This is a genomic window from Achromobacter sp. 1L-A-4-B-C2 (assembly GCF_057291955.1).
In genome coordinates this window covers 1-22,727 of record NZ_JBXAWP010000004.1, presented here as the reverse complement: position 1 = coordinate 22,727, position 22,727 = coordinate 1, and the positions used below count along the sequence as shown (strand labels likewise).

Here is a 22,727-nt window from a genome sequence, read left to right as displayed (position 1 = left end):
AGTCCGTATCTACTATAGGGTTTAAAGGGTGTCGAGTTTCGTCAGCACCGCTTCAAGCGCGGACTCTACCGGAATCTTGGCAGCTTCGGTTTCCCGACGCGCTTGCAATTCCACCACACCATCGTTCAAGCCGCGTTCTCCAACTGTTACACGCAGCGGTGCGCCGATCAATTCCCACTCGGCGAACATGACGCCGGGGCGAGCATCGCGGTCATCAAGAATGACGTCCACGCCGCGCGCCAGCAGGGATTCATAGAGCTTCTGCGCGGTGTCACGCACCGTTTCACTTTTGCCCCAGCCCACCGGGCAGATAACCACTTCAAAAGGCGCGATCGCGCGGGGCCAGATGATGCCGCGCGCGTCATGGTTTTGCTCGATGGCAGCACCCACGATGCGGGTCACGCCGATGCCGTAGCAGCCCATTTCCAGCACCGCCGGCTTGCCGGTCTCGTCCAGGAAGGTGGCCTTCAAGGCTTCGGAGTACTTCTTGCCCAGATAGAAGACGTGGCCTACTTCGATGCCGCGCTGGATGGACAGCGTGCCCTTGCCGTCCGGCGACGGGTCGCCCGCGACGACGTTGCGCAGGTCGGCCACCAGTTCGGGCTCGGGCAGGTCGCGACCCCAGTTCACGCCCTGGATGTGGAAATCTTCTTTATTGGCGCCGCAGACGAAATCCGCCATGTTGGCGACCGTGCGGTCGGCGATCACGTGCACCGGCTTGGCCGTCTTGACGGGGCCAAGGTAGCCCGGCTTGCAGCCGAAGTACTCGACGATTTCGCTTTCCGTGGCAAAGCGGAAGCCCGCCAGGCCGGGTAGCTTGCCCGCCTTGATTTCGTTCAGTTCGTGGTCGCCGCGCAAGAGCAGCAGCCAGATGTCGACGCGGCCCTTGTCGCCGTCGGTGGCAAGCACGATCGATTTGATCGTCTTGTCCAGCGGCAGCCCCAACAGCTTGGCCACGTCTTCGCACTTGGCCGCGCCCGGCGTTGCCACGTCGGCCATGGCTTGCGTGGCCGCACCCCGGGTGGGATACAGCGACACGGCTTCGGCCAGTTCGATGTTGGCGGCGTAGTCGGTTTCGGCGTTGTAGACCAGCAGGTCTTCACCGGTGTCGGCAATGACCTGGAATTCGTGGCTGCGCGTGCCGCCGATGGAGCCGGTATCGGCGGCCACGGCGCGGAATTGCAGGCCCAGGCGGCCGAAGATACGCATGTACGCGGCGTACATGGTGTCGTAGCTCTTGAGCGCGCCGGCTTCGTCGCGATCAAACGAATAGGCGTCCTTCATCGTGAATTCGCGGCCACGCATCAGCCCGAAGCGCGGACGGCGTTCGTCGCGGAACTTGGTCTGGATGTGATAGAAATTCAGCGGCAGCTGGCGATAGCTGTGAATTTCATTGCGCGCGATGTCGGTGATGACTTCCTCGGACGTAGGCTGCAGCACGAAATCGCGCTGGTGCCGATCCTTGATGCGCAGCAGCTCGGCGCCGTATTGCTCCCAGCGGCCCGATTCCTGCCAGAGTTCGGCGGGTTGCACCACCGGCATCAGCAGCTCGATGGCGCCCGACGCGTTCATTTCTTCCCGGACGATCGCCTCGACCTTGCGGATGATCTTCAGCCCGAGGGGCATGTAAGTGTAGATGCCGCCCGCGAGCTTGCGGATCATCCCGGCCCGGGTCATCAGCTGGTGGCTGGCGACTTCGGCTTCGGAAGGGGCTTCTTTGAGGGTGTTGATGTGGTAGTTGGATGCGCGCATGTTTAAAGGTGGCAGCAGATACGTATAATCGACTGTAATTGTATTGAATTCGGTGGGGGTGGCCCATGCTTGACCGCGAAGGCTACCGCCCCAATGTCGGCATCATTCTCGTCAACAGTCGAAACGAGGTCTTTTGGGGCAAGCGTATCAGGGAACATGCATGGCAGTTCCCCCAGGGCGGCATCAAATATGGCGAAAGCCCGGTGCAGGCCATGTATCGCGAACTCCATGAAGAGGTGGGCTTGAAGCCCGAGCATGTCCGTATTTTGGGGCGTACACGCGATTGGTTACGTTATAACGTGCCCGATCACTTCGTCCGGCGTGAGTGGCGTGGCCACTATAAAGGACAAAAACAGATTTGGTTCTTGTTGCGCCTGGTGGGACGTGACAGCGATGTGTGCTTGCGCGCGACGCAGCATCCGGAATTCGATGCCTGGCGCTGGAGCCAGTATTGGGTACCCCTGGACGCTGTCATCGAGTTCAAGCGCGACGTCTATACCCAGGCGTTGAACGAGTTGTCGGCGATCCTCTTTCGGCGTCATCACGAAACCCGCTATCTGCGCCAACGCGTGCACGGACAGCGGGCAGCAGAGAATTTGCCCGAAGGAACGGACGGTCATGCGCATATTGTTGGTTGAAGACGAACGGGACATGGCGTCCTGGTTGATGCGCGCGTTGGCCCAAAGCGGGTTTGTGCCGGACCACGCGGCAGATGCCCGCACCGCCGAAGCCTTCATGGCGGGCACGGAATATGACGCCATCGTCATGGACCTGCGCCTGCCCGACAAGCACGGTCTGGTCGTCCTGCGCGAAATGCGCAACCGCGACGACCGCACGCCGGTCTTGCTGCTTACCGCCCAAGGTGCGCTGCAAGACCGGGTGCGCGGGCTGAATCTTGGCGCGGACGATTTCCTGACCAAGCCCTTCGCCCTGGAAGAACTGGAAGCGCGGCTGACCGCCCTGGTGCGTCGCAGCCGCGGCCGCCAACATCCCCGCCTGCAATGCGGCTCGCTGTCCTACGACAGTGAAAGCCGCGCGTTCACATTGGACGGCTCCCTGCTGTTCCTGACCCCGCGCGAACATGCCGCCCTGGCGGCATTGCTGACCCGCAGTGGCTACCCCGTGGACAAATCCCAGCTATTCGGCAAGGTCTTCACGCACGATAGCGAAGCCAATCCGGACGCCATCGAGGTCGTGCTGCACCGGCTGCGCAAGAAACTGGCCGGCAGCGACGTCCGTATCGTCACCGTTCGCGGCTTGGGCTACATGCTGGAAAGCGTGGCCAGCGAGTCCACGGAAACCTAAGTGAGCCTGCGGATCCCCGGGTTGCCGCGTGTGGGCATCCGCGCGCTGCTTATCATTTTGCTGCTGCCCGGCGTGGTGGTGCTGTTGGTCATCGACAGCCTGAACGACTACCGCACGTTGTCCGAGATCACCAACGAAGCCTATGACAGCGCGCTGGTCGAGCCTGCGCGCGTGCTTGAAAGCAGCCTGGAATTCACCCCGGACGGCAATCTGCAAGTGGCCACGCCGCTGTACGCGCAAGTCATGCTGGAATCCCGGGCGGGCCTGCGCAAGTACTTCCGCATCGAACAGATGGACCCGCCCGTGCCCGATGGCTCGCCCGTGCCCACCGAGCAGGGCAAGACCCTGTTGGGCATGCCGGAAATGCCGCGGCCTCCAAGCTGGCCCCGCTCTAACGGCCAACCTATTTTCTACGACGGCGTCTACCGTAACGATCCGGTCCGGGTCGTGGCGGTGGTGCGTGACCTGTACTACCAGGGCCTGCATCGGCAAGTGATGGTGGTGGTGGCCGAAAGCACGGGCAAACGGATCGAAGCCGAGAACAACGCGCGTCGCCAGGAAATCTTGCGCGACGCCCGCATGCTGGCGCTGGTGGTGGTGCTGGTGTGGTGGGGCGTGTCATGGGCGCTCAAGCCCTTGCGGCGCCTGCGTGCCGACATCCGCAACCGGCGGCCCGATGACCTGACCCCGCTGGACGCCTCTCGTGTACCCAGCGAAGTGGCGCCGCTGGTCGACGCCGTCAATCACCACATCGCCCGATACCGCCGTGTGCTGGACGAACAATCGCATTTTCTGGCCGATGCCTCGCATCAGCTGCGCACGCCGTTGGCCATCATGTTGACCCAGGCGCAATACGCGCTTCGTGAACGCGACCCCGCCCGCACGCGCGAAGGGCTGCGCGCCATCGTTGACCAGCTGGGGCGCACCCGACGCTTGACCGAGCAGCTGCTGTCGCTGGCGCATGCCAACCAGGCGGAACCCCTGCCGCGCCAACTGCTCGACATGAACGCCGTGTCGCGCGAAGTGGTGCTGCAATACCTGCCCTTGGCGCACGAAAAGCAGCAGGACCTGGGCTGGGTGCAGGCGGGTTCCGAAGAAGGGCAGGAGACGTCCGCCCCGGTGTCGGGCAATGAAGCCGAGCTGCATGAAGCGCTGTCCAACCTGGTGCACAACGCCATCAACTACGCGCCCGTGGGCGCTCGCATCACGGTGTCGGTCAGCCGCCTGGAAAGCCGCGCCGAGGTCTCGGTGTCGGACAACGGGCCGGGCCTGGACCCGGTGCTGCGCAGCCGCGCCTTTGCGCGATTTGAGCGGGTCGGCACGGACAAGCCGGTGGCGTCATCGGGGTCCGGGCTGGGTCTGGCGATTGCGCGGGCCTATGCCCGCCGCAACGATGGCGACATCGAACTGCGGGACGGCGAGCGCAATGCACAGGGCGGCGTCGGGCTGGCATCGGTGTTGTGGTTACCGTTGGCGCCGACGGTTTCGCAGTACCCCCGTCCGCTTGATATGGACTTGAAAGGCGAGCAATAAGCCCTACCGCCTGCCGCCCGCCTGCCCCACCCGCTGGCTACCGCCTTTCAAATTTTTTTTTTGTTTCCCCCTTTCCCGCGTTGCCGCTCCTCAGGGATAACCCCCGAATTCAGGAAGGCGACAGCGCACAGAAAGCGAATTAGCAGCTTCCCTCCGTAATCTGCGCTCCGGTTCGTTGTAAAGGGCCGGGCGAGGCTCGTGTCGAGCGGCGCATCAAGGGCCGGCACGGTCCTGCACCGGAAGGAGGAAGCAAGTGCAAAAAAATATCAACAGAAAGGACTACTACGGCGGCGCGCTGATGGTCCTGATCGGGTTGGGGGCGATATACGGCGGCACCGACTATCACATCGGTTCGCTGAGCCACATGGGACCCGGGTTTTTCCCCGCCGCATTGGGTGGCCTGCTGGCGTTGACCGGTGTGCTGATCGCGATATCCGCTCGCTCGGGCGATGCCACGCCGCCCGCGCCGGGCGACGGCCATGCACATGGTTTGCCGGACATGCGCGGCAGCGCCTGCATCCTGCTCGGCATCCTGGCGTTCCTGCTGCTGGGCCACTACGGCGGCCTGCTGCCGGCCACCTTCGCCATCGTATTCATCTCGGCGTTGGGTGATCGCAAGAACACCATCAAGCAAGCAATTCTGTTGTCGGTCGCCATGTCCGCGATCGCGGTCGTCGTTTTCTGGTGGGCGCTGCAATTGCAGCTGCCGCTGTTTCGTTGGGGTTGAAGCGCCATGATCTCTCAATCTTTGATGGACCTTTGGTACGGCTTCGGCGTTGCGTTCCAGTGGCACAACCTGATGTGGTCGTTCTTTGGCGTGCTGGTCGGAAACCTGATCGGCGTGTTGCCCGGCATGGGCGCCTTGTCGGCCATTTCGATCCTGTTGCCGTTGACCTACGTCATGCAGCCCGTGCCCGCCATTCTGATGCTGGCCGGTATCTTCTACGGATCGCAATATGGTGGCGCCATCGGCGCGATTCTGCTCAACCTGCCTTCGCACCCGCCGCACGCGGTCACCTGCCTTGACGGCTACCCCCTGACCAAACAAGGCAAGGGAGGGACCGCGCTGGGCATCACGATGATCTGTTCGTTCTTCGCGGCCTCGGTCGGCATCATCGTCATGATCTTCGCGTCGCCCTTGCTGGTGGAAGTGGCCTTCAAGTTCGGCCCGACCGAGATCTTCTCGATCATGCTGCTGGGCTTGCTGGCGGGTGCGACGATGTCGCGCGGCTCGCCGCTGAAGGGCGTAGCGATGACGCTGTTCGGCCTGATGTGCGGCGTGGTCGGCACGGATGTGAACACCGGTACCATCCGCTTCTCGTTCGGCCTGCTGGACTTGTCCGACGGCCTGGAACTGGTCGCGATTTCGATGGGCCTGTTCGGCGTGGCCGACTTCCTGATGAGCGTCAATCGCATGACCATCATCGGTAGCGGCGCCAAGCTGCGCATTCGCGACATGCGGCCGTCCAAGCAGGAATTGAAGACGGCTTTCTGGCCGATGGTTCGTGGTACGGCGGTGGGCACGCTGTTTGGCGCCATGCCGGGCACGGGTCCCACCATCACCACCTTCGTCGCCTACGCGCTGGAACGCAAGATCTCGAAGACGCCCGAAAAGTTCGGCACCGGCATGATCGCCGGCGTGGCGTCGCCGGAAGCGTCGTCGCACTCGAAGACGCAGGTCGACTTCATTCCCACGATGAGCCTGGGCATTCCCGGCGACGCGGTGATGGCGTTGATTCTGGGCGCCTTGCTGATCCAGGGCATCCAGCCTGGCCCGCAGCTGATCACCGAGCATCCGGACATTTTCTGGGGCCTGATCGCCAGCTTCTGGGTGGGTAACGTGCTGCTGATGGTGCTGAACGTGCCGCTGATCGGCGTGTGGGTCAAGCTGCTGCAAGTGCCGTACCGCTATCTGTTCCCGTCCGCGCTGTTCTTCATTGCGGTTGGCGTGTTCAGCACGCAAAACAGTCTCTTCCAGATTTGGGAAGTGCTGGCCTTCGGCGTGATCGGCGCGATTCTTATGACGCTGGAATTCTCGGTGGCGCCCATCCTGCTGGGCTTCGTGCTGGGCCCCATGGTGGAAGAGAATTTCCGCCGTGCCCTGCTGCTGTCGCGCGGGGATCTGATGGTGTTCGTGCAACGCCCGATCAGCGCGTGGTTCATCGCCGCCAGCGCCTTGCTGATCCTGCTGCAAGTGTGGGCGTTCGCGCGCCGTGGCAAGGGCAAGGACAAGACCAAACCGGAAGTGCCGCAAACGGTTTAAACGGCGCTTGCATCCGTACAACGACGGCCCGGCTTCATGCCGGGCCGTTTGATTTGTGTGACGCCATCCTGCATGCTTGCGGTTTCCGAAACGCCTTGCAGAGCCGCCAACATGCATATTCTTTTCGCTTGCCCCCACCACGATCCCGACGTTTGGGTGCCGCCTTTGGAAGCCGCGATGCCCGGGTGCCGCATCTCGGTGTGGAATCCCGATGGCCCGCCGTCAGGCGCCGAAGTGGCGCTGGTCTGGCGTCCTCCGGCCGAGCTTTTCAAGCACGAGACGGGCATCACGACGCTGTTCAATCTGGGGGCGGGCGTAGACGCCCTGTTGAAGATGCCCGAGATTCCCGAGCACGTGCGTATCGTGCGCCTGGAAGACGCCGGCATGTCGGTGCAGATGGCCGAATATGCGTTGTACGCGCTGCTGCGCGTGTCGCGTGATTTCCAGGCGTTTGACGAAGCGCAGGCCCGTCAGCATTGGGACACGCGTGAAGGCACCGCACAGTCGGATTGGCCGGTGGGCGTGTTGGGGCTGGGTCAGGTGGGCGCGCGTGTGGCGCAAACCCTGGCGGAGTTTGGCTACCCGGTGGCGGGCTGGTCACGGTCGCCGCGCGAGATTGCCGGCGTCGAATCGTTTGCCGGCGAAGCCGCGCTGCCGGCCTTCCTGGCCCGCACGCGCTTTCTGGTCAATGTGTTGCCACTGACGCCCGACACGCGCGGCATCCTCAACCGCGAGACGCTGTCGCAATTGCTGCCCGAGGCGCACCTGGTCAACGTCGGCCGTGGCGAGCATCTGGTTGAAGAGGATCTGGTGCAGATGCTTGAAGAAGGCGAGATCGCCGGCGCGACGCTTGACGTTTTTCACACCGAGCCGCTGCCCCGCGATCATCCTTTCTGGCGCGACCCGCGCGTGCACGTCACGCCGCACATCGCGGCCCGTACATTGCGCGACGAAAGCATCGAGCAGATTGCGGGCAAGGTCGCTCAACTGATGCGCGGCGAAGCCATCACCGGCGTGGTCGAGCGCACGCGCGGCTACTGAGTCGCGGGCGTCACGGCTTTTTCCAGCCGCTGGTACATCGAAGGCAGGCGTTGCGACAGGAAATCCAACAGCGTCCGGACGGCGGGCATCATGCCCCGCCGCGATGGATAGATGCAATGGACGATGCCCTCCGGCGATTGCCATTGCGGCAGCACCGGCACCAACTGGCCACGGCGCAGCTGTTCTTGCGTGGCGATCGACGGCAAGAGTGCAATGCCGCGCCCACGCACGGCTGCTTCGGTCAGCACAATGAAGTCGTTGCACGATAGCTGCGGCTTCAGCTCGATCTGCACTTCTTCGCCCTTGTCATTGCGCAGCGGCCATCGCACTTCGTTCTGCGGGTCGGAAAAGCTCAACGTGGTGTGCGAGGCCAGATCTTGCGGTGTGTCCGGGCTGCCCCGGCGCTGCAAGTAGCCGGGGCTGGCCACCAGCGTGCCGCGCGCCGTGCCCAGATGGCGCACGACCAGCTCGGCGTCGGTGTCCAGCTTGGTTCGGACGCGCAACGCCAGGTCCACGCCTTCCCGGATCAGGTCAACCCGCCGGTTCGTTACCAGCAACTGCACGGAAATTGCCGGCCACGCATCCAGGAATTCGGGCAACAGCGGCGCCAGCACGTCCTGCGCAATCGACACCGGGCAACTTACGATGACGGGGCCGGCCGGTTCCGCTTGCAGTTGGCGCATGGCGTCGTCGGCGGCGCGCGCGGACGCCGCCATTTCACGGCAGTAGTGCAGATACCGTTCCCCGGCGGAAGTCAGCCGCAGGCGTCGTGTCGTGCGTTGCAGCAGGCGTACGCCCAGGCTTTCCTCCAAATGCGAAATCCGCCTGGATAGGCGGGATTTGGGAATGTCCAGCGCGCGGGCGGCGGCGCTGAATCCGCCCTGCTCAACGACTTGGGAAAAGTAATAGAGGTCGTTTAGATCTTGCATGATTGTTCTATTCCTGGAACGAACAGTTCATCATATCCCGGTTTATGCGAATAATGAACCGGTCTACAGTGACGCCATGCATTCGGGATCTGCCACCGCCACCCGGCGCCCAGCCCCAGTCCGGATTTCCCTTTGAACCGGATGTGGCGCTGTCAGATTCCGACGCCCGCCCCTGGCGGGCCAACTGGAGAAATTCGCTATGAAGACCCTTGTTATCCTTTCCTCGATCCTCGGCAACCGTTCGCACAGCAAGGAATTGGCTGACCACCTGATCGCCCGCCTGAAGGCCGCCAACCCGGCCGCCAGCGTGAAAGTTCGCGACATCGGCGCACAACCGATTCCGTACTTTGACGGCAACACGGCCGGTGCGTTGTTCACGCCCGCCGATGCCCGCACCGTGGAACAGCAACGCATCGTTGAGTTGAGCGATTCGCTGGTCGCGGAACTGATGGAAGCCGACCGCATCGTGTTCGCCGTGCCCGTGTACAACTTTAATTTGCCGGCGCAGTTCAAGAGCTACCTGGACTACGTGGCCCGCGCGGGCGTCACGTTCCGTTATACGCCCGAAGGCGTGCCGGAAGGCCTCGTCAAGGGTAAGCAGGTGTTCGTGTTGACGGCCCGCGGGGGCAAGGCCGAAGGCACGCCGTCCGACACGATGACGCCCTACCTGCGGCAGATGCTGGGTTTCCTGGGCATGGACGCCGTGACGTTCATCGCGGCCGAAGGCATGGCGATGGGCGAAGTGGCAGTCTTGGAAGGGGTGACCTTGGCCAAGCAGCGCATTGATGCACTGGTCCTGGATTCAGCACCGGCGGGCCTGGCAGCCTGATCGCGGGATGCAGGCAGTCACGGGTGTCGTGATGTTGTGATGCCATGATGTAGAAACAAAAGGCGAGCCAACCGGCTCGCCTTTTTTGTCGCCGCGTTCCGGCGACGTTACCCGCGCAACGCTCAGTCGCGCAGGCGCTTCACCAGGCTGGAAGTATCCCAGCGACCCCCGCCCATTTTTTGGACGTCGCCATAAAACTGGTCCACCAATGCCGTCACCGGCACACGGGCGCCGTTGTTGCGGGCCTCGGCCAGCACCAACCCCAAGTCCTTGCGCATCCAGTCGACCGCAAATCCGAATTCGAACTTGTCGTCGACCATGGTGCCGCCCCGGTTCTCCATCTGCCAGCTTTGCGCGGCGCCCTTGCTGATCACGTCCAGCACCAGCTTCATGTCCAGATCGGCAGCCTGGCCAAACGCCACGGCTTCGGACAAGCCCTGCACGATGCCCGCAATGCAGATCTGGTTGACCATCTTGGCCAATTGGCCAGAGCCCGGGGGGCCTACCAACGTGACCGCGCGGCCGAAGCTCTGCGCCACCGGCTTGATGGCGTCGAACACCGCGGCTTCGCCGCCGCACATGATGGTCAGAACGCCGTTGACGGCGCCGGCCTGCCCGCCCGAGACGGGCGCATCCACGAAGTTCAGGCCCAGTTCCTTGGCCTGTGCGTAGAGCTCGCGGGCAACGTCGGCCGACGCGGTGGTGTGATCGACGAACACGGCGCCCGGCGCCATGCCCGCAAAAGCGCCGTCAGGCCCCAGGACCACACTGCGCAGGTCGTCGTCATTGCCCACGCAGGCAAACACGATTTGTGCGCCGGCCACGGCTTCACGTGGCGTGGCTGCGTGGCGGCCGCCGAATTCAGCGGCCCAGGCTTGCGCCTTGGCGGGCGTGCGGTTGTACACCGTCACGGTGTGGCCCGCGCGGGCCAGGTGGCCGGCCATGGGCAGACCCATGACGCCCAGGCCGAGAAAAGCGACTTTCTGGGCTACGACCGCGTCGTAGCTCTTGGTACCGATCGTTGCCATGCAGGAAACTCCGCTCTATGTGAGTAAGGTCTGTCCGAGGACACTAACCTTAACGCAATCAAAAGCCGGCGGCGAGTCCATCGCGTCGGCTATCGCTGGCGCTGACATAGCCATCAACGGCAGGATCCCCCAGCCGCCAGATGAACTGACCGGATCCGAAGTCCATGTAAGGGTCGTCCACGCTTTCCAGCACGTGGCCACGCGCGCGCAGGCCTTGCGCCACCGCGGTCGACAGAGTGGGTTCGGCGTCGATGGTCAGCCCGTGGTTCCACTTCCAGCGCGGTGCGTCGCAGGCGGCTTGCGGCTGCTGGCCGTAGTCCAGCATGCGCACCAGCGTCTGCACCTGCCCCTGCGGCTGCATGTTGCCGCCCATGACGCCAAAGCTCATTACCGGCGCGCCGTCCCGCATCAGAAACGCCGGAATGATGGTGTGAAAAGGGCGCTTACCGCCGGCCACCACATTCGGGTGCTCTGGGCGGGTGCTGAAGCAGTGCCCGCGATTTTGCAGGCTGACGCCGGTGCCAGGCACCACCACTCCCGAACCGAAGCCCATATAGTTCGATTGAATGAAGCTGACCATCATGCCGCTCTTGTCGGCGGTGGTCAGGTACACCGTGCCGCCTTGCGGTGCATGGCCGGACAGGAAGTCCTGGGCCGCGTTTCGACTGATCAGGCGTGCGCGTTCAGCCAGGTAATCGGGCCGCAGCATTTGCTCGGGCGTCATGCGCATGTGGCGGGAGTCGGCGACATGGGCATAAACGTCGGCGAACGCCAGCTTCATGGCTTCGATCAGCAGATGCTGGGTGTCGGGATGATCGACAGGGCGCGCGGCCAGGTCGAAATTCTGCAAGATACCCAGCGCGATCAGGGCCGCGATGCCTTGGCCGTTGGGGGGAATCTGGTGCAGTGTATGGCCACGGTACGGCTGGCTGATGGGCGCTACCCATTCGGGCGAATAATCGCGCAGGTCCGCCAAGGTCAGCGCCGCGTCGTGCGCCTGCGCGTGTGCCACCAGCTTGTGCGCGGTTTCGCCTTCGTAGAAATCGCGCCCGCCTGTTGCGGCAATGCGCTTGAGGGTAGCGGCGGCGCCCGCCAACACGAAATGTTCGCCCACGTGGGGAACCCGGCCGCGCGGCAGGAAATGGTCGGCAAAGCCCGGTTGGGGCTGTAGCAAGTCAGCTTGCGCCGCCCATTTTTCATGCACAACGGGAGACACGGCGTAACCGCGCTCGGCGTATTCGATGGCGGGGCCCAACACCTCGGCGAACGGCAGCTTGCCCAACTTTTCATGCAAGGCGGCCCAGCCGGCCACGCATCCGGGCACGGTGACGCTGTCCCAGCCGCGCATGGGAATCGCCCCTTGGTGCTTGCGCCGAAAATAATCCACATTCCAGGCGCTGGGGGCGGGGCCGGAGGCATTCAGGCCATGAAGCTTGGCGCCGTCCCAGATGACGGCGAAGCAGTCGGAACCCAGGCCGTTGCTGACTGGTTCGGTCAGGGTGAGGGTCGCGGCGGTGGCGATGGCCGCGTCAACGGCATTGCCGCCCTGGGCCAGGATGCGCAAGCCCGCCTGCGCCGCCAGTGGCTGCGACGTGGCGACGACGTTGCGGGCGAAAACGGGAATGCGGGTGGTGGGGTACGGGTTGTTCCAGTCGAAATTCATGCCGAATCATCGCGTGGGGTAAACCCGTACTTTACCGTAGCGGCTTCCCGAATCCGGCGGGGCGTAGTCCTGCGTAGCCTTTGGCAGCTTTCGCCAGGTCAGCCCAATAAAAAAACCCCTGGGACAAGCCCAGGGGTTTGGATCGCGCCGACACCGCCGCGCAAGGCGGCGGGTTCGCGTCTTACTCTTCTTCGACGAAGGTCTCTTCGCGCTTCTTGCGGATGGCGGGCAGGGCCACCAGGATCACCAGGAAGGCAGCCACGGCCAGCAGCGATGCCGACAGCGGACGCGTCACGAAGGTGCTGAAATCGCCACGCGACAGCAGCAAGGCACGGCGGAAGTTTTCTTCCATCATGGGGCCCAGAACCAGGCCCAGCAGCAGCGGTGCGCCTTCGCACTTGAGCTTCGACCACACGTAGCCGATGACACCGAAGATAGCCGTTGTGAAGATGTCGAACGAGTTGTAGTTCAACGAATACACACCGATCGTGCAGAACACCAGAATCGCCGGGAACAGGATGCGGTAGGGCACCTTCAGCAGCTTGACCCACAGGCCGATCAGCGGCAGGTTCAGCACCACCAGCATCAGGTTGCCGATCCACATCGAAGCGATCAAGCCCCAGAACAGCTCCGGGTGGCTCGTCATGACTTGCGGGCCGGGCTGGATGTTGTGAATCGTCATTGCGCCGACCATCAGCGCCATCACGGCGTTACCCGGGATACCGAGCGTCAGCAGCGGAATGAACGACGTCTGCGCGGCAGCGTTGTTCGCCGATTCCGGACCAGCCAGGCCGGCCGGGTGGCCCTTGCCGAAGCGTTCCGGATTCTTCGAGATCTTCTTTTCCAGGGTGTAGGAAGCGAAGGACGACAGCACGGCGCCACCGCCGGGCAAGATACCCAGGGCCGAACCCAGGGCCGTACCGCGCAGCACGGCGGGAGCGGCTTCCTTGAATTCCTGCTTGTTCGGGTACAGCGAGCCGATCTTGTCGGTGATGTCGACGCGGTTTTCCTTCTGCTCCAGGTTGGTCATGATTTCGGCAAAGCCGAACACACCCATGGCCACGATGGCGAAGTCGATACCGTCTTGCAGTTCGGGGATGCCGAAGTCGAAGCGGGCAACGCCCGAGTTGACGTCGGTGCCGACCATGCCCAACAGCAGGCCCAGGATGATCATCGAGATCGCCTTGGGCAGCGAGCCGGAAGCCAGCACCACGGCGCCGACCAGACCCAGACACATCAGCGAGAAGTACTCGGCGGGGCCGAACTTGAAGGCCACTTCAGCCAGCGGGGGCGCGAAGGCGGCCAACAGCAGCGTGGCCACGCAACCGGCAAAGAACGAGCCCAGTGCAGCGATAGCCAAGGCGGCACCGGCACGGCCGTTACGGGCCATCTGGTGGCCATCCAGCACGGTCACCACCGCGGACGTTTCCCCTGGCAGCGCCACAAGAATCGCCGTGGTCGAACCGCCGTATTGCGCGCCGTAATAGATGCCTGCAAGCATGATCAGGCCGGCAATCGGGGGCAACACATACGTGATCGGCAGCAGCATCGCGATGGTCGGGACCGGGCCAATACCGGGCAACACGCCAATCAGCGTACCCAGAATGCAGCCCAGCAGTGCATAGGCCAGGTTCTCGGGCGTGAACGCCACCGAGAAGCCCAACATCAGGTTGTCAAACAATTCCATGACCGGTTGCTCCTTAGTTCATGCCCAGAAAGGACGGCCACAGCGGGAAGATCAGCCCCAGCCCCTTGACGAATGCCAGATACGAGAACACCACCAGGAAGATCGCGTTGGCGACGGCGACCTTCAAGCTGAACTCATGGCTGGCCAGGCTGCTTACGACAACCAGGATGAATACCGAAAGGTAGATGCCCAGCGGCTTGAGGATGAAGCCATACAAGACGACTGAACCCACGACGAGAAAAACGATGCGCCAGTCGAACTTGTCGACGTGCGTGTCCTGCGCTTTCTTGGAAAGCGAGCCAAGCAGCACGATGGCGCCCAGCAAAGCCAGAACAATGCCTAGCCAGAAAGGAAAGTACCCTGGGCCCATTCGGGCAGCAGTACCCATTTGGTAGCTGCTGGCCTGCCAGGCAAATCCCAGTCCAAGGGCGATGAACATCACCCCAGACCAGAAGTCCTGTCGATTGCGTAGCTGCATGATTGGTTGGCTCCTGTTTACAGCATGTAGATAAAAAAGTTTGTAGCCGGAGGGGACTCGCCGAAAGGCGAGTGACAGGCACAAAAAAGGCACTTCAGGGTGCCATTAGTTATTCTGAAAGCGACGGCGTGGTTTCTTGAAAGGGCGAATGGTAATGGACGCCTGCCACGCTGCAAACCCTGTAAGGTCCGTGAAAGGCTGGGGTTTTCCCTAGAATTCGGGAACTCCCGACCCCGAGATGTAACGGCGCGGGAAGATTGAGGGCTTTTTGAAAGCTAAGTGAAAGTTTATAGAAAGAAATGCGAAAGCCGGATCGGCCGGATGCGGGGATTTTGGAGGAGGGGGACTTTTCTTCTTGGGCCGGAATCGGTTAGCCTCGCGCCGCCGACATCACAACCGTAATTCCTACCGAATATTGCCGGGTTTCTCACCTTGCGTGAAGAGGCCCGGTCTACCTCAGGATGGTTTACGATAGCGCCCATGCTGCAAGATCTAGACCAACTCGCCGCCCGAATCGGGCAACTGGTGCAACGCACCCGCCAACTCCACGCAGAGCGTGATGCGTTGCGCCTACGCTTGAACGACTTCGAAGCTGAACAGCGTGTGCTGAAGCAGCGCGCCGCCGAGCGCGAGGCTGACATCGTCACGTTGAAAACCAAGCTTCAGGATCACGACGGCGCCGTCACCGCAATGCTCGAGCAAGCCCAGCAGGCGGAAGTTGCCCTGCGCGAGCAGCTTGCCCGCGAATCCGCCGAACGCCAAGCGCTTGAGTCGCGCTTCGCCGCCCGCGAATCCGAACTGCAAGGCACCTTGCAATCTCGCGACAACGAACTACAGCGCTTGCGCGTGGCCGCCGCTTCGGCCCGCGAGCGCATTGACGCCGTGCTGGCCCGCCTGCCGGGCGCACCGTCTGGAGAGCAACACTGATGGAACGCGTAGACGTAACCATATTAGGACGCGACTATTCACTGGCTTGCTCTGCTGAAGAGAAGCCCACGTTGATGGCCGCCGTGCGTCATGTCGACCAGTTGATGCTGCGCATCCAGGGAACCGGCAAGATTTCCAGCAACGAACGCATTGCCGTCATGGCCGCTTTGCAAGTCGCCGGCGAGCTGCTTGCGATGAAAGCGCCCGATGGTCCGCTAGGGGGTTTGGCGGTTGGCGACTTCAAGCGTAGAATTGAGGACATGAACGCAGTACTCGATGACGCCTTGTCGGGTCAGGAAAAACTGCTCTAACGTTCATAAAGCGGTATTCAAGAATTTTCAGTTTGTCCCTGCCGTGTCCGTGACTAGGCCATACATTCTCTGAACCTATGTCTTTTGGCATATTGGTTGCGGGAGTGCAGAGCTGGAGTGATTGTCTCTCGTAGACGAACCCGACGCTCTTCGGAACGCGACCACCTTGAACCTCAGGGTTCGAGATGCCGGCCTTGACGGCACAGGCGGGGCATCTATCCCAGCGGGCCTGCCAACAGCGCAGGTCCGCGTCGGGTGCCAAAAATCCCCCAAGTTCTTCCCCTCTGTCCTCTTTCCTAGGACCCGTCCATGTTCAAACACCCTGTTTTTTCGCTGACGAAACTCGGCGCAGCGTGCGCAGCCGTGGCCGCCATCGCCGCCGTGCAACCGGCATACGCACAAGCGCAAGGTGCCGTGGCGCCCGCGGCAGCGGAATCGTCCACGAATCGTTCTCCCGAAATGACGCTGCAAGCTGCGGCCTCATCCGAGGTCAAGCAGGACACCGTTCGCATTTCTTTGACTGCTGAAGTCGATGCCCCCGATCAGCCTGCGGCGGGCAAGAAGCTGACGGCCATCCTGGATGACGTCGTCAAGCGCGCGCGTGATACCAAGGGCGTTGACGTCCGCACGGGCGGTTTCAACGTGTGGCCGAACACGAACAGCAAGGGCAAGATCAGTTCTTGGCGAGGCCAGGGCGAAGTGGTGCTGGAGTCCAAGGACTTCGACGCGGCGGCCGCGTTGGCGTCCAAGCTATCGGACAAGACCGCCATCTCGAACATCGCGTTTTCGCTGTCGCGTGAAGCGCGCGAGGCCGAAGAACGCAAGCTGCTGAAAGAAGCGGCGCAGGCGTTCAAGGATCGCGCCCTGGCCGCGGCAAACGCGTTCGGCTTTTCGGGCTATCGCCTGTCCAAGCTCGAGCTTGGTGGTTCGGGTGGCCCGGTACCGATGCCGCGCATGTTGGGCGCAGCCGCCATGGCCAAAGACGCTTCTGGCGGCTTCAGCCCGGACGTCCCGCTGGAAGCGGGAGACGTCACGGTCAGCGTCGCTGTTAACGGGACGATCGTTTTGCAGTAAGGGTGAACATGATGGCGCCCAAGGCGACCATCGGCACGGACAGCCACTGTCCCATGCTTAAGCCCCCCGCGAGCAGGCCAAGAAAGTTGTCCGGCTCGCGGGTGAATTCCACCAGGAAGCGGAACGTTCCGTAGCCCATCAGGAACAGCCCGCTAACCTGGCCCAGCGGGCGCGGCTTGCTGGAAAACCACCACAGCAACGCAAACAGCACGATGCCTTCCAGGCCCAGCTCATACAGTTGGGACGGATGGCGCGCCAGCCCGTCGCCGCTGTCCGGGAACACCATGGCCCACGGCACATCGGTCGGACGACCCCAAAGCTCGCCATTGATGAAGTTGCCCAGTCGGCCAAAACCCAGGCCCAGCGGGATCAGCGGCGCGATGAAATCACTGATGGCGAAAAACGGCAGCTTCTTCTTGCGGGCGAACAGCAGCATGACGACGATCACGCCTATCAGCCCGCCGTGAAACGACATGCCGCCCTGCCATAGATAGGCGACTTCCAGCGGATGCGCCAAATAGTACGCAGGCTTGTAGAACAGCACATAGCCAAGCCGGCCACCCAGCACCACGCCCAGCACGCTGTAAAAAATCAGGTCTTCAAGGTCGCGCATGTTCAGCGACGTGGTGTGGCCGCTTGTGATGCGCCGACGCCCAAGCACATACACCAGGGCGAAACCCGCCAGATACATCAGCCCGTACCAATGAATGGCCAGCGGCCCGATCTGCAGGGCTACGGGATCGAATTTTGGATATTGCAGCATGTTCTGCCCGACACAATAAAGTTGAATGATAATAACCGGCGAGCACTGAAGATTCGCATGCGTGCAAGCGAGCCAGCTCCCCGGGTGCGTTCGCCATGTCCGCGCCCCGACGGCCGACAGGAGAGACAGACCATGCCGAACAATGAACGTTCCCGCCACATCACCCATGGCGTCGCGCGCGCGCCCAACCGCGCCATGTACTACGCGCTGGGCTACAAGGAAGCCGACTTCGACAACCCCATGATTGGCGTGGCTAACGGCCATTCCACGATCACGCCGTGCAACAGCGGCCTGCAAAGGTTGGCGGACGCGGCCATCGACGCCATCCGTGCATCCAGCGCGAATCCGCAGGTGTTCGGCACGCCCACCATATCCGATGGCATGTCGATGGGCACTGAGGGCATGAAGTATTCGCTGGTGTCGCGCGAAGTTATCGCTGACTGCATCGAGACCGCTGCGCAAGGCCAGTGGATGGATGGCGTGGTGGTCATCGGCGGCTGCGACAAGAACATGCCGGGCGGCATGATCGCCCTGGCGCGCACGAACGTGCCCGGCATCTACGTCTATGGCGGCACCATCAAGCCCGGCCATTACAAAGGCAACGACCTGACCATCGTGTCCGTGTTTGAGGCAGTGGGCGAATACACCATGGGGCGCATGCCCGAAGCCGACTTCAAGCAAATCGAAAAATGCGCGATACCTGGCTCGGGTTCCTGTGGCGGCATGTACACCGCCAACACCATGAGCTCTGCCTTCGAAGCCATGGGCATGAGCCTGCCGTATTCCAGCACGATGGCCAACGAGGACGACGAGAAAGTCGTGTCGGCCGCCGAGTCGGCGCGTGTCCTGGTCGATGCGGTGCGGCGCAATCTTCGACCGCGCGACATCATTACGCGCGAATCCATTGAAAACGCCGTGTCCGTCATCATGGCCACTGGCGGCTCGACCAATGCCGTGTTGCACTTCCTGGCTATTGCCCATGCCGCCGAGGTGCCGTGGACCATCGACGACTTCGAAAGGATCCGCAAGCGTGTGCCCGTTCTGTGCGACTTGAAGCCGTCGGGCAAATACGTCGCCACCGATCTGCATCGCGCGGGCGGCATCCCGCAGGTCATGAAGCTGCTGCTCAATGCCGGCCTCTTGCATGGCGACTGCATTACCATCACCGGCAAGACCATCGCAGAGACGCTGGCGGATGTGCCCGATACACCACGCGCGGATCAGGACGTCATCATGCCCCTGGACCGCGCGCTGTATCCGCAGGGGCATCTGGCGATTCTCAAGGGCAATTTGTCGCCGGAAGGCTGTGTGGCCAAGATCACGGGGCTGAAAAATCCCGTCATGACCGGCCCGGCACGCGTCTTCGATTCCGAAGATGACGCGATGACGGCCATCATGGCGCGGCAGATCAAGGATGGTGACGTCGTTGTCATCCGCTATGAAGGTCCCAAGGGTGGGCCCGGCATGCGCGAAATGTTGGCGCCTACGTCTGCCCTGGTGGGGCAGGGCCTGGGCGAAACGGTCGGGCTCATCACCGATGGCCGTTTTTCCGGCGGCACGTGGGGCATGGTGGTCGGCCACGTCGCGCCTGAAGCCTTCGTTGGCGGCCCGATCGCCCTGATCCAGGAAGGCGATTCGGTTACCATCGATGCCCACAAACTGCTGCTGCAGTTGAACATCAGCGACGAAGACCTGGCGGCTCGTCGCCAGGCCTGGGTCCAGCCCAAGCCGCGTTATACACGCGGTGTGCTTGCCAAATTCGGCAAGCTCGCCAGCACCGCGAGCCGTGGGGCAGTTACCGATGCATTTGAAGATTAGTCTGTGGGTGGCCGCCGCCTGCGTGTTGAGCGCGGGCGCGGTCCAGGCAGAAACCACCGGCCTGGATTTGGCCAAAAGCAAGGCCTGTATGGCCTGCCATCAAGTAGAAGCCAAGCGCGTGGGGCCTCCGCTGAAGAGCGTGGCGGAACGTTATGCCGGGCAGGGCGACGCCATGGTGGATTACCTGGCGGGCAAGATTCGCGGTGGCGGTCGTGGCGCGTGGGGCGCGGTTCCCATGCCTGCCCAAACGCATGTCAGCCAGGAAGACGCCCGCCTGCTGGCCGAATGGATATTGTCGCTGGCGCCCGCCAAGCAGTAGTCTTAATCTTTACGTCCCGCGCACGATGCGCGGGGGCGCGGCCCACGAACGGGTCGCCTATAAGAGAGGAATCGTCATGGCAGAACAACCTTCCCCCGGCAACGAGGTCGCCGTCCTTGGCGGCGGCTGCTTCTGGTGCGTCGAAGCGGTCTTCGCCGATCTGCGTGGAGTCAAAAGCGTCTTGCCCGGCTACAGCGGCGGGCACGTCGACAACCCCAGCTACGAGCAAGTGTGCGGCAAAGAGACCGGGCATATCGAAGTGGCCCGAATCGAATTCGACCCGTCGGAGTTGTCGTTCAGCGATTTGCTGCGTGTGTTTTTCGCTACCCACGATCCCACCACGCCGGGGCGCCAGGGCAATGACATTGGCCCGCAGTACGAGTCGGCCATCTTCTGGCAGAACGAGTCGCAGCGCGAGCAGGCCGAAGCGGTCATCGCCGAGGTGGAGGCGCAGCAGGTGTATGACGCGCCCATTGTCACCAAGCTGCTGCCGCCGGCCCGGTTCTGGCAAGCCGAGGACTACCACAGCAATTACTTTGCTTTGCATCCCGAACAAGGCTATTGCCAGTTCGTGATCGCGCCCAAGGTCGCGAAGTTCCGCAAGCAATTCCAGGATCGCCTGAAGCGCTGAGTCCATCTTCGCCGGTGCCCGCGCGTGTGCCGGGGGCAAAAAAAACCTCACCATTTGGTGAGGTTTCAAGGCCGGCGCCGCTGCATGAGCACCGCGCGCCGGCAGGGGAAGCGATTACTCGACGTTCTTCACAACGCCACGGCGCATCTGGTCCAGCTCGATCGATTCGAACAGGGCCTTGAAATTGCCTTCGCCGAATCCGTCGTTGCCCTTGCGCTGAATGATCTCAAAGAAGATCGGCCCGATCTGGTTTTCCGTGAAGATCTGCAGCAGCAGGCCACCACCCGGCGCGCCGTCCAACAAGATGCGGTTTTTCTGCAGGCGGGCAACGTCTTCGCCGTGGTTGGGCAGGCGGCGGTCCAGCAGTTCGTAGTACGTTTCCGGCGTATCCAGAAACACGACGCCCGACTCGCGCAGCGCCTCAATGGTGCTGTAGATGTCATCCGTAGCCATCGCGATATGCTGGATGCCTTCGCCGCGGTACAGGTCCAGGTACTCCTGGATCTGTCCTTTCTCTTCCGTGCCTTCTTCGTTGATCGGAATGCGGATGTTGCCGCAAGGCGAAGTCATGGCCTTCGACTTCACGCCCGTCACCTTGCCTTCGATATCGAAGTAGCGCACTTCGCGGAAATTGAACAGGCGCTCGTAGAACTCCGACCACTCGGCCATGCGGCCCTTGTGCACGTTGTGCGTCAGGTGATCCACCAGCGTCAGGCCCGCGCCGCGATGGTTCAGGTCGGCCTGCGCATTGTCCGGGTCCACGGGCACGAAGTCCACGTCATAGATGCTGATGTCGCCAATACCGCCGTGGCCTTCCTTGCCGGTCCAGCGGTCAACCAGGTAAATCAGCGAATCGCCGATGCCCTTGATGGCGGGAATGTTCAATTCCATCGGACCACTGTGCGAGTCGAAGCCCCACGCACCCAGTTCCAAGGCGCGCTTGTATGCCGCATTGGCGTCTTGCACGCGAAAACCGATCGCACAGATCGACGGACCGTGCAGTCGCGCGAAGCGTTGTGCAAAGGAATCCGGCTCGGCGTTGATCAGGAAGTTGACGCCGCCCTGGCGATACAGCGTGACATCCTTGTGGCGGTGCTTGGCGATGGCTTTGAAGCCGAGCAGTTCGAACACCTTGCGCAACGCGGCGGGGTCCGGCGCGGCGTACTCAATGAACTCGAACCCGGCGGTGCCCATTGGGTTGTCCCACGGTTGAAATGCGCTGCTCATATGTCTGCTCCCTTGCATCATTTTTCAGGACGACTTGTTCTTCAAGTCTAGAAGGAGATTGTAGGTAGGATCGACGGGCAGACAATTGCAAAGATGGCTTCGAAGCCCCGGGCTTCGGCAATAATATTGCTGCAATGGAAAACTTCGGGGCAATAAATGTCTGATATCGAGCTTGACAGGACAGATCTCAGGATCCTGGCCGAACTGCAGCGCGACGGTCGCTTAAGCAACCAGGAACTGGCTGACCGCGTTTCCTTATCCCCCAGCCCATGCTTGAGACGGGTCCGACGGCTGGAAGAAAAGGGCTTCATCAAAAAGTACGTCGCCTTGATCGATGCCGAGAAGGTCGGACTGGGGCTGTTGGCATACGTGAACATACGCTTGAACAAGCACAGCGGTTCCAGTCACGCACCAATGAGCGACTTCGCACGGGACGTACAGCTGTGGCCAGAGGTGGTCGAGTGCTATGCGATGTCTGGCGATATGGACTACCTTCTCCGGATACAGGTGGCCGACCTGGCGCATTTTTCACGCTTCGCAATGGACACGCTGATGCGCCACCCGGCAGTCATCGACATGCGTTCCTTCTTTGCGCTTCAGCAAATCAAGGAAACGACGGAGCTGCGTCTGTAGGCGCGTCTTTGAAGCCTCTATATATAGACGCCTTATATATAGAGGCTTCATCTGTAGACATAGAGGGGTGCTCCCCGCGGGCCTGCACTACTTGCCCTCCGTACGGTTCCGAAGATATGGCTTCGGATGGCCTCAAAGAGGGTGCGTCCCTTTAAAAGTTCATTTTTCTGCAAAACGGGTGTCAACTTGGCCAGAACGCCAAAAATTTCGTGCTATAGTCTCGCTCCTTCGCAGTTCAGACATTTTTGAACGGCGAAGCCAAGCAGTACGACGGGCTCCGGCCTGCCGCTTAGCCGCCAGCAATGGCAGCTAAGCGGGATTGCAAGGAATGGTGCAAATCAGGCAAAAGCCAGTTGCACAGTCTGCAAAAATCGTGCTATAGTCTTGGGCTTGGCTGGTGATGACGAGCAAGGGTTTACCCGGATCGAAATCGCAAGCCACCTGAGTAGTAACCGACCTCTGGTTTCCAGAGTCGCCCTAGCGAAAGCCGGTGGCGGGGTTGCAAGATAGGATGCA

22 protein-coding genes and 1 other RNA gene are annotated in these 22,727 nt (G+C 62.1%); 15 read left to right on the top strand and 8 right to left on the bottom strand.

Going from position 1 to position 22,727, the window contains the following annotated elements; translation table 11 throughout:
• Positions 1-21: 21 nt before the first annotated feature.
• The gene (locus tag AC0Z35_RS18740; RefSeq protein ID WP_046807612.1) at positions 22-1,752 is read right to left on the bottom strand and encodes a proline--tRNA ligase; all 1,731 of its coding nucleotides are present in this window, start codon (positions 1,750-1,752) and stop codon (positions 22-24) included.
• A gap of 65 nt (positions 1,753-1,817) precedes the next feature.
• On the opposite strand from AC0Z35_RS18740, the gene AC0Z35_RS18735 reads away from it, so the two are divergent.
• The 6 genes from AC0Z35_RS18735 (at position 1,818) to AC0Z35_RS18710 (ending at position 7,894) form a co-directional block, all read left to right on the top strand.
• Entirely contained in the window at positions 1,818-2,390 is a 573-nt protein-coding gene (locus AC0Z35_RS18735) for an RNA pyrophosphohydrolase (RefSeq protein WP_006217428.1), read from the top strand.
• A complete protein-coding gene (locus AC0Z35_RS18730) occupies positions 2,371-3,057 on the top strand; it encodes a response regulator (protein ID WP_046807613.1) in 687 nt (228 codons plus the stop codon). The genes AC0Z35_RS18735 and AC0Z35_RS18730 overlap by 20 nt, the downstream gene beginning before the upstream one ends.
• A gap of 30 nt (positions 3,058-3,087) precedes the next feature.
• Positions 3,088-4,590, top strand: a complete 1,503-nt coding sequence (locus AC0Z35_RS18725; RefSeq protein WP_485132712.1) for a sensor histidine kinase — start codon at positions 3,088-3,090, stop codon at positions 4,588-4,590.
• Positions 4,591-4,888: 298 nt separating this feature from the next.
• Positions 4,889-5,317 carry a tripartite tricarboxylate transporter TctB family protein gene (locus AC0Z35_RS18720; protein WP_046807631.1) on the top strand — a complete coding sequence of 143 codons (429 nt, stop codon included), beginning with the start codon at positions 4,889-4,891 and terminating at the stop codon, positions 5,315-5,317.
• 6 nt (positions 5,318-5,323) lie between these two features.
• Positions 5,324-6,853, top strand: a complete 1,530-nt coding sequence (locus AC0Z35_RS18715) for a tripartite tricarboxylate transporter permease (protein ID WP_046807614.1) — start codon at positions 5,324-5,326, stop codon at positions 6,851-6,853.
• 111 nt (positions 6,854-6,964) lie between these two features.
• Entirely contained in the window at positions 6,965-7,894 is a 930-nt protein-coding gene (locus AC0Z35_RS18710) for a 2-hydroxyacid dehydrogenase (protein ID WP_046807615.1), read from the top strand.
• Here AC0Z35_RS18710 and AC0Z35_RS18705 read toward each other — a convergent pair.
• The gene (locus AC0Z35_RS18705) at positions 7,888-8,823 is read right to left on the bottom strand and encodes a LysR family transcriptional regulator (RefSeq protein ID WP_046807616.1); all 936 of its coding nucleotides are present in this window, start codon (positions 8,821-8,823) and stop codon (positions 7,888-7,890) included. The genes AC0Z35_RS18710 and AC0Z35_RS18705 overlap by 7 nt on opposite strands.
• A gap of 199 nt (positions 8,824-9,022) precedes the next feature.
• Between AC0Z35_RS18705 and AC0Z35_RS18700 the strand changes: the two genes are divergently transcribed.
• Positions 9,023-9,652, top strand: a complete 630-nt coding sequence (locus AC0Z35_RS18700) for an FMN-dependent NADH-azoreductase (protein WP_104145129.1) — start codon at positions 9,023-9,025, stop codon at positions 9,650-9,652.
• A gap of 122 nt (positions 9,653-9,774) precedes the next feature.
• On the opposite strand, the gene AC0Z35_RS18695 is transcribed toward AC0Z35_RS18700, so the two are convergent.
• The 4 genes from AC0Z35_RS18695 to AC0Z35_RS18680 all read right to left on the bottom strand — a co-directional run bounded on the left by AC0Z35_RS18695 (position 9,775) and on the right by AC0Z35_RS18680 (position 14,508).
• Positions 9,775-10,680 carry an NAD(P)-dependent oxidoreductase gene (locus AC0Z35_RS18695; RefSeq protein WP_485132503.1) on the bottom strand — a complete coding sequence of 302 codons (906 nt, stop codon included), beginning with the start codon at positions 10,678-10,680 and terminating at the stop codon, positions 9,775-9,777.
• A 58-nt stretch (positions 10,681-10,738) separates the two neighbouring features.
• Positions 10,739-12,343, bottom strand: a complete 1,605-nt coding sequence (locus AC0Z35_RS18690; protein WP_485132502.1) for a gamma-glutamyltransferase family protein — start codon at positions 12,341-12,343, stop codon at positions 10,739-10,741.
• Between the two features lie 181 nt (positions 12,344-12,524).
• Positions 12,525-14,030, bottom strand: a complete 1,506-nt coding sequence (locus AC0Z35_RS18685; RefSeq protein ID WP_104145126.1) for a tripartite tricarboxylate transporter permease — start codon at positions 14,028-14,030, stop codon at positions 12,525-12,527.
• Between the two features lie 13 nt (positions 14,031-14,043).
• Positions 14,044-14,508: a tripartite tricarboxylate transporter TctB family protein gene (locus tag AC0Z35_RS18680; protein WP_104145125.1), complete on the bottom strand. Its 465-nt coding sequence runs from the start codon at positions 14,506-14,508 to the stop codon at positions 14,044-14,046.
• A gap of 480 nt (positions 14,509-14,988) precedes the next feature.
• Between AC0Z35_RS18680 and AC0Z35_RS18675 the strand changes: the two genes are divergently transcribed.
• The 4 genes from AC0Z35_RS18675 (at position 14,989) to AC0Z35_RS18660 (ending at position 16,820) form a co-directional block, all read left to right on the top strand.
• Positions 14,989-15,435, top strand: a complete 447-nt coding sequence (locus tag AC0Z35_RS18675) for a hypothetical protein (RefSeq protein ID WP_046807622.1) — start codon at positions 14,989-14,991, stop codon at positions 15,433-15,435.
• Positions 15,435-15,746, top strand: a complete 312-nt coding sequence (locus AC0Z35_RS18670) for a cell division protein ZapA (RefSeq protein ID WP_006217444.1) — start codon at positions 15,435-15,437, stop codon at positions 15,744-15,746. Before AC0Z35_RS18675 ends, AC0Z35_RS18670 begins: the two co-directional genes overlap by 1 nt.
• Before the next feature lie 32 nt (positions 15,747-15,778).
• Positions 15,779-15,963: non-coding RNA, 6S RNA (ssrS, locus tag AC0Z35_RS18665), on the top strand.
• Between the two features lie 92 nt (positions 15,964-16,055).
• The gene (locus tag AC0Z35_RS18660; protein ID WP_046807623.1) at positions 16,056-16,820 is read left to right on the top strand and encodes an SIMPL domain-containing protein; all 765 of its coding nucleotides are present in this window, start codon (positions 16,056-16,058) and stop codon (positions 16,818-16,820) included.
• On the opposite strand, the gene lgt is transcribed toward AC0Z35_RS18660, so the two are convergent.
• Positions 16,795-17,583, bottom strand: coding sequence for a prolipoprotein diacylglyceryl transferase (lgt, locus tag AC0Z35_RS18655; protein ID WP_046807624.1), 789 nt, complete (start codon positions 17,581-17,583; stop codon positions 16,795-16,797). The two genes, AC0Z35_RS18660 and lgt, sit on opposite strands and share 26 nt — an antisense overlap.
• A 132-nt stretch (positions 17,584-17,715) precedes the next feature.
• Here lgt and ilvD point away from each other — a divergent pair, with 132 nt between their 5' ends.
• From ilvD to msrA, 3 genes are all read left to right on the top strand, one after another.
• Positions 17,716-19,401, top strand: coding sequence for a dihydroxy-acid dehydratase (gene ilvD, locus AC0Z35_RS18650; RefSeq protein WP_120153816.1), 1,686 nt, complete (start codon positions 17,716-17,718; stop codon positions 19,399-19,401).
• On the top strand, positions 19,385-19,720 hold the full coding sequence (locus AC0Z35_RS18645; protein WP_485132501.1) for a c-type cytochrome: 336 nt from the start codon (positions 19,385-19,387) through the stop codon (positions 19,718-19,720). Before ilvD ends, AC0Z35_RS18645 begins: the two co-directional genes overlap by 17 nt.
• Positions 19,721-19,796: 76 nt before the next feature.
• The gene (gene msrA, locus AC0Z35_RS18640) at positions 19,797-20,351 is read left to right on the top strand and encodes a peptide-methionine (S)-S-oxide reductase MsrA (RefSeq protein WP_046807627.1); all 555 of its coding nucleotides are present in this window, start codon (positions 19,797-19,799) and stop codon (positions 20,349-20,351) included.
• Positions 20,352-20,465: 114 nt separating this feature from the next.
• Here msrA and hppD read toward each other — a convergent pair whose 3' ends face one another.
• The gene (gene hppD / locus AC0Z35_RS18635) at positions 20,466-21,578 is read right to left on the bottom strand and encodes a 4-hydroxyphenylpyruvate dioxygenase (protein WP_046807628.1); all 1,113 of its coding nucleotides are present in this window, start codon (positions 21,576-21,578) and stop codon (positions 20,466-20,468) included.
• 156 nt (positions 21,579-21,734) lie between these two features.
• Between hppD and AC0Z35_RS18630 the strand changes: the two genes are divergently transcribed.
• Positions 21,735-22,211, top strand: coding sequence for an Lrp/AsnC family transcriptional regulator (locus tag AC0Z35_RS18630; RefSeq protein WP_006221896.1), 477 nt, complete (start codon positions 21,735-21,737; stop codon positions 22,209-22,211).
• Positions 22,212-22,727: the final 516 nt, after the last annotated feature.

What these genes read in the sequence shown, in the direction of transcription:
- AC0Z35_RS18740 (WP_046807612.1), bottom strand. Translation starts at nt 1,752, where the DNA reads ATGCGCGCATCCAACTACCACATCAACACCCTCAAAGAAGCCCCTTCC.
- AC0Z35_RS18735 (WP_006217428.1), top strand. Translation starts at nt 1,818, where the DNA reads ATGCTTGACCGCGAAGGCTACCGCCCCAATGTCGGCATCATTCTCGTC.
- AC0Z35_RS18730 (WP_046807613.1), top strand. Translation starts at nt 2,371, where the DNA reads ATGCGCATATTGTTGGTTGAAGACGAACGGGACATGGCGTCCTGGTTG.
- AC0Z35_RS18720 (WP_046807631.1), top strand. Translation starts at nt 4,889, where the DNA reads ATGGTCCTGATCGGGTTGGGGGCGATATACGGCGGCACCGACTATCAC.
- AC0Z35_RS18715 (WP_046807614.1), top strand. Translation starts at nt 5,324, where the DNA reads ATGATCTCTCAATCTTTGATGGACCTTTGGTACGGCTTCGGCGTTGCG.
- AC0Z35_RS18710 (WP_046807615.1), top strand. Translation starts at nt 6,965, where the DNA reads ATGCATATTCTTTTCGCTTGCCCCCACCACGATCCCGACGTTTGGGTG.
- AC0Z35_RS18705 (WP_046807616.1), bottom strand. Translation starts at nt 8,823, where the DNA reads ATGCAAGATCTAAACGACCTCTATTACTTTTCCCAAGTCGTTGAGCAG.
- AC0Z35_RS18700 (WP_104145129.1), top strand. Translation starts at nt 9,023, where the DNA reads ATGAAGACCCTTGTTATCCTTTCCTCGATCCTCGGCAACCGTTCGCAC.
- AC0Z35_RS18695 (WP_485132503.1), bottom strand. Translation starts at nt 10,680, where the DNA reads ATGGCAACGATCGGTACCAAGAGCTACGACGCGGTCGTAGCCCAGAAA.
- AC0Z35_RS18690 (WP_485132502.1), bottom strand. Translation starts at nt 12,343, where the DNA reads ATGAATTTCGACTGGAACAACCCGTACCCCACCACCCGCATTCCCGTT.
- AC0Z35_RS18685 (WP_104145126.1), bottom strand. Translation starts at nt 14,030, where the DNA reads ATGGAATTGTTTGACAACCTGATGTTGGGCTTCTCGGTGGCGTTCACG.
- AC0Z35_RS18680 (WP_104145125.1), bottom strand. Translation starts at nt 14,508, where the DNA reads ATGCAGCTACGCAATCGACAGGACTTCTGGTCTGGGGTGATGTTCATC.
- AC0Z35_RS18675 (WP_046807622.1), top strand. Translation starts at nt 14,989, where the DNA reads ATGCTGCAAGATCTAGACCAACTCGCCGCCCGAATCGGGCAACTGGTG.
- AC0Z35_RS18670 (WP_006217444.1), top strand. Translation starts at nt 15,435, where the DNA reads ATGGAACGCGTAGACGTAACCATATTAGGACGCGACTATTCACTGGCT.
- AC0Z35_RS18660 (WP_046807623.1), top strand. Translation starts at nt 16,056, where the DNA reads ATGTTCAAACACCCTGTTTTTTCGCTGACGAAACTCGGCGCAGCGTGC.
- lgt (WP_046807624.1), bottom strand. Translation starts at nt 17,583, where the DNA reads ATGCTGCAATATCCAAAATTCGATCCCGTAGCCCTGCAGATCGGGCCG.
- ilvD (WP_120153816.1), top strand. Translation starts at nt 17,716, where the DNA reads ATGCCGAACAATGAACGTTCCCGCCACATCACCCATGGCGTCGCGCGC.
- AC0Z35_RS18645 (WP_485132501.1), top strand. Translation starts at nt 19,385, where the DNA reads ATGCATTTGAAGATTAGTCTGTGGGTGGCCGCCGCCTGCGTGTTGAGC.
- msrA (WP_046807627.1), top strand. Translation starts at nt 19,797, where the DNA reads ATGGCAGAACAACCTTCCCCCGGCAACGAGGTCGCCGTCCTTGGCGGC.
- hppD (WP_046807628.1), bottom strand. Translation starts at nt 21,578, where the DNA reads ATGAGCAGCGCATTTCAACCGTGGGACAACCCAATGGGCACCGCCGGG.
- AC0Z35_RS18630 (WP_006221896.1), top strand. Translation starts at nt 21,735, where the DNA reads ATGTCTGATATCGAGCTTGACAGGACAGATCTCAGGATCCTGGCCGAA.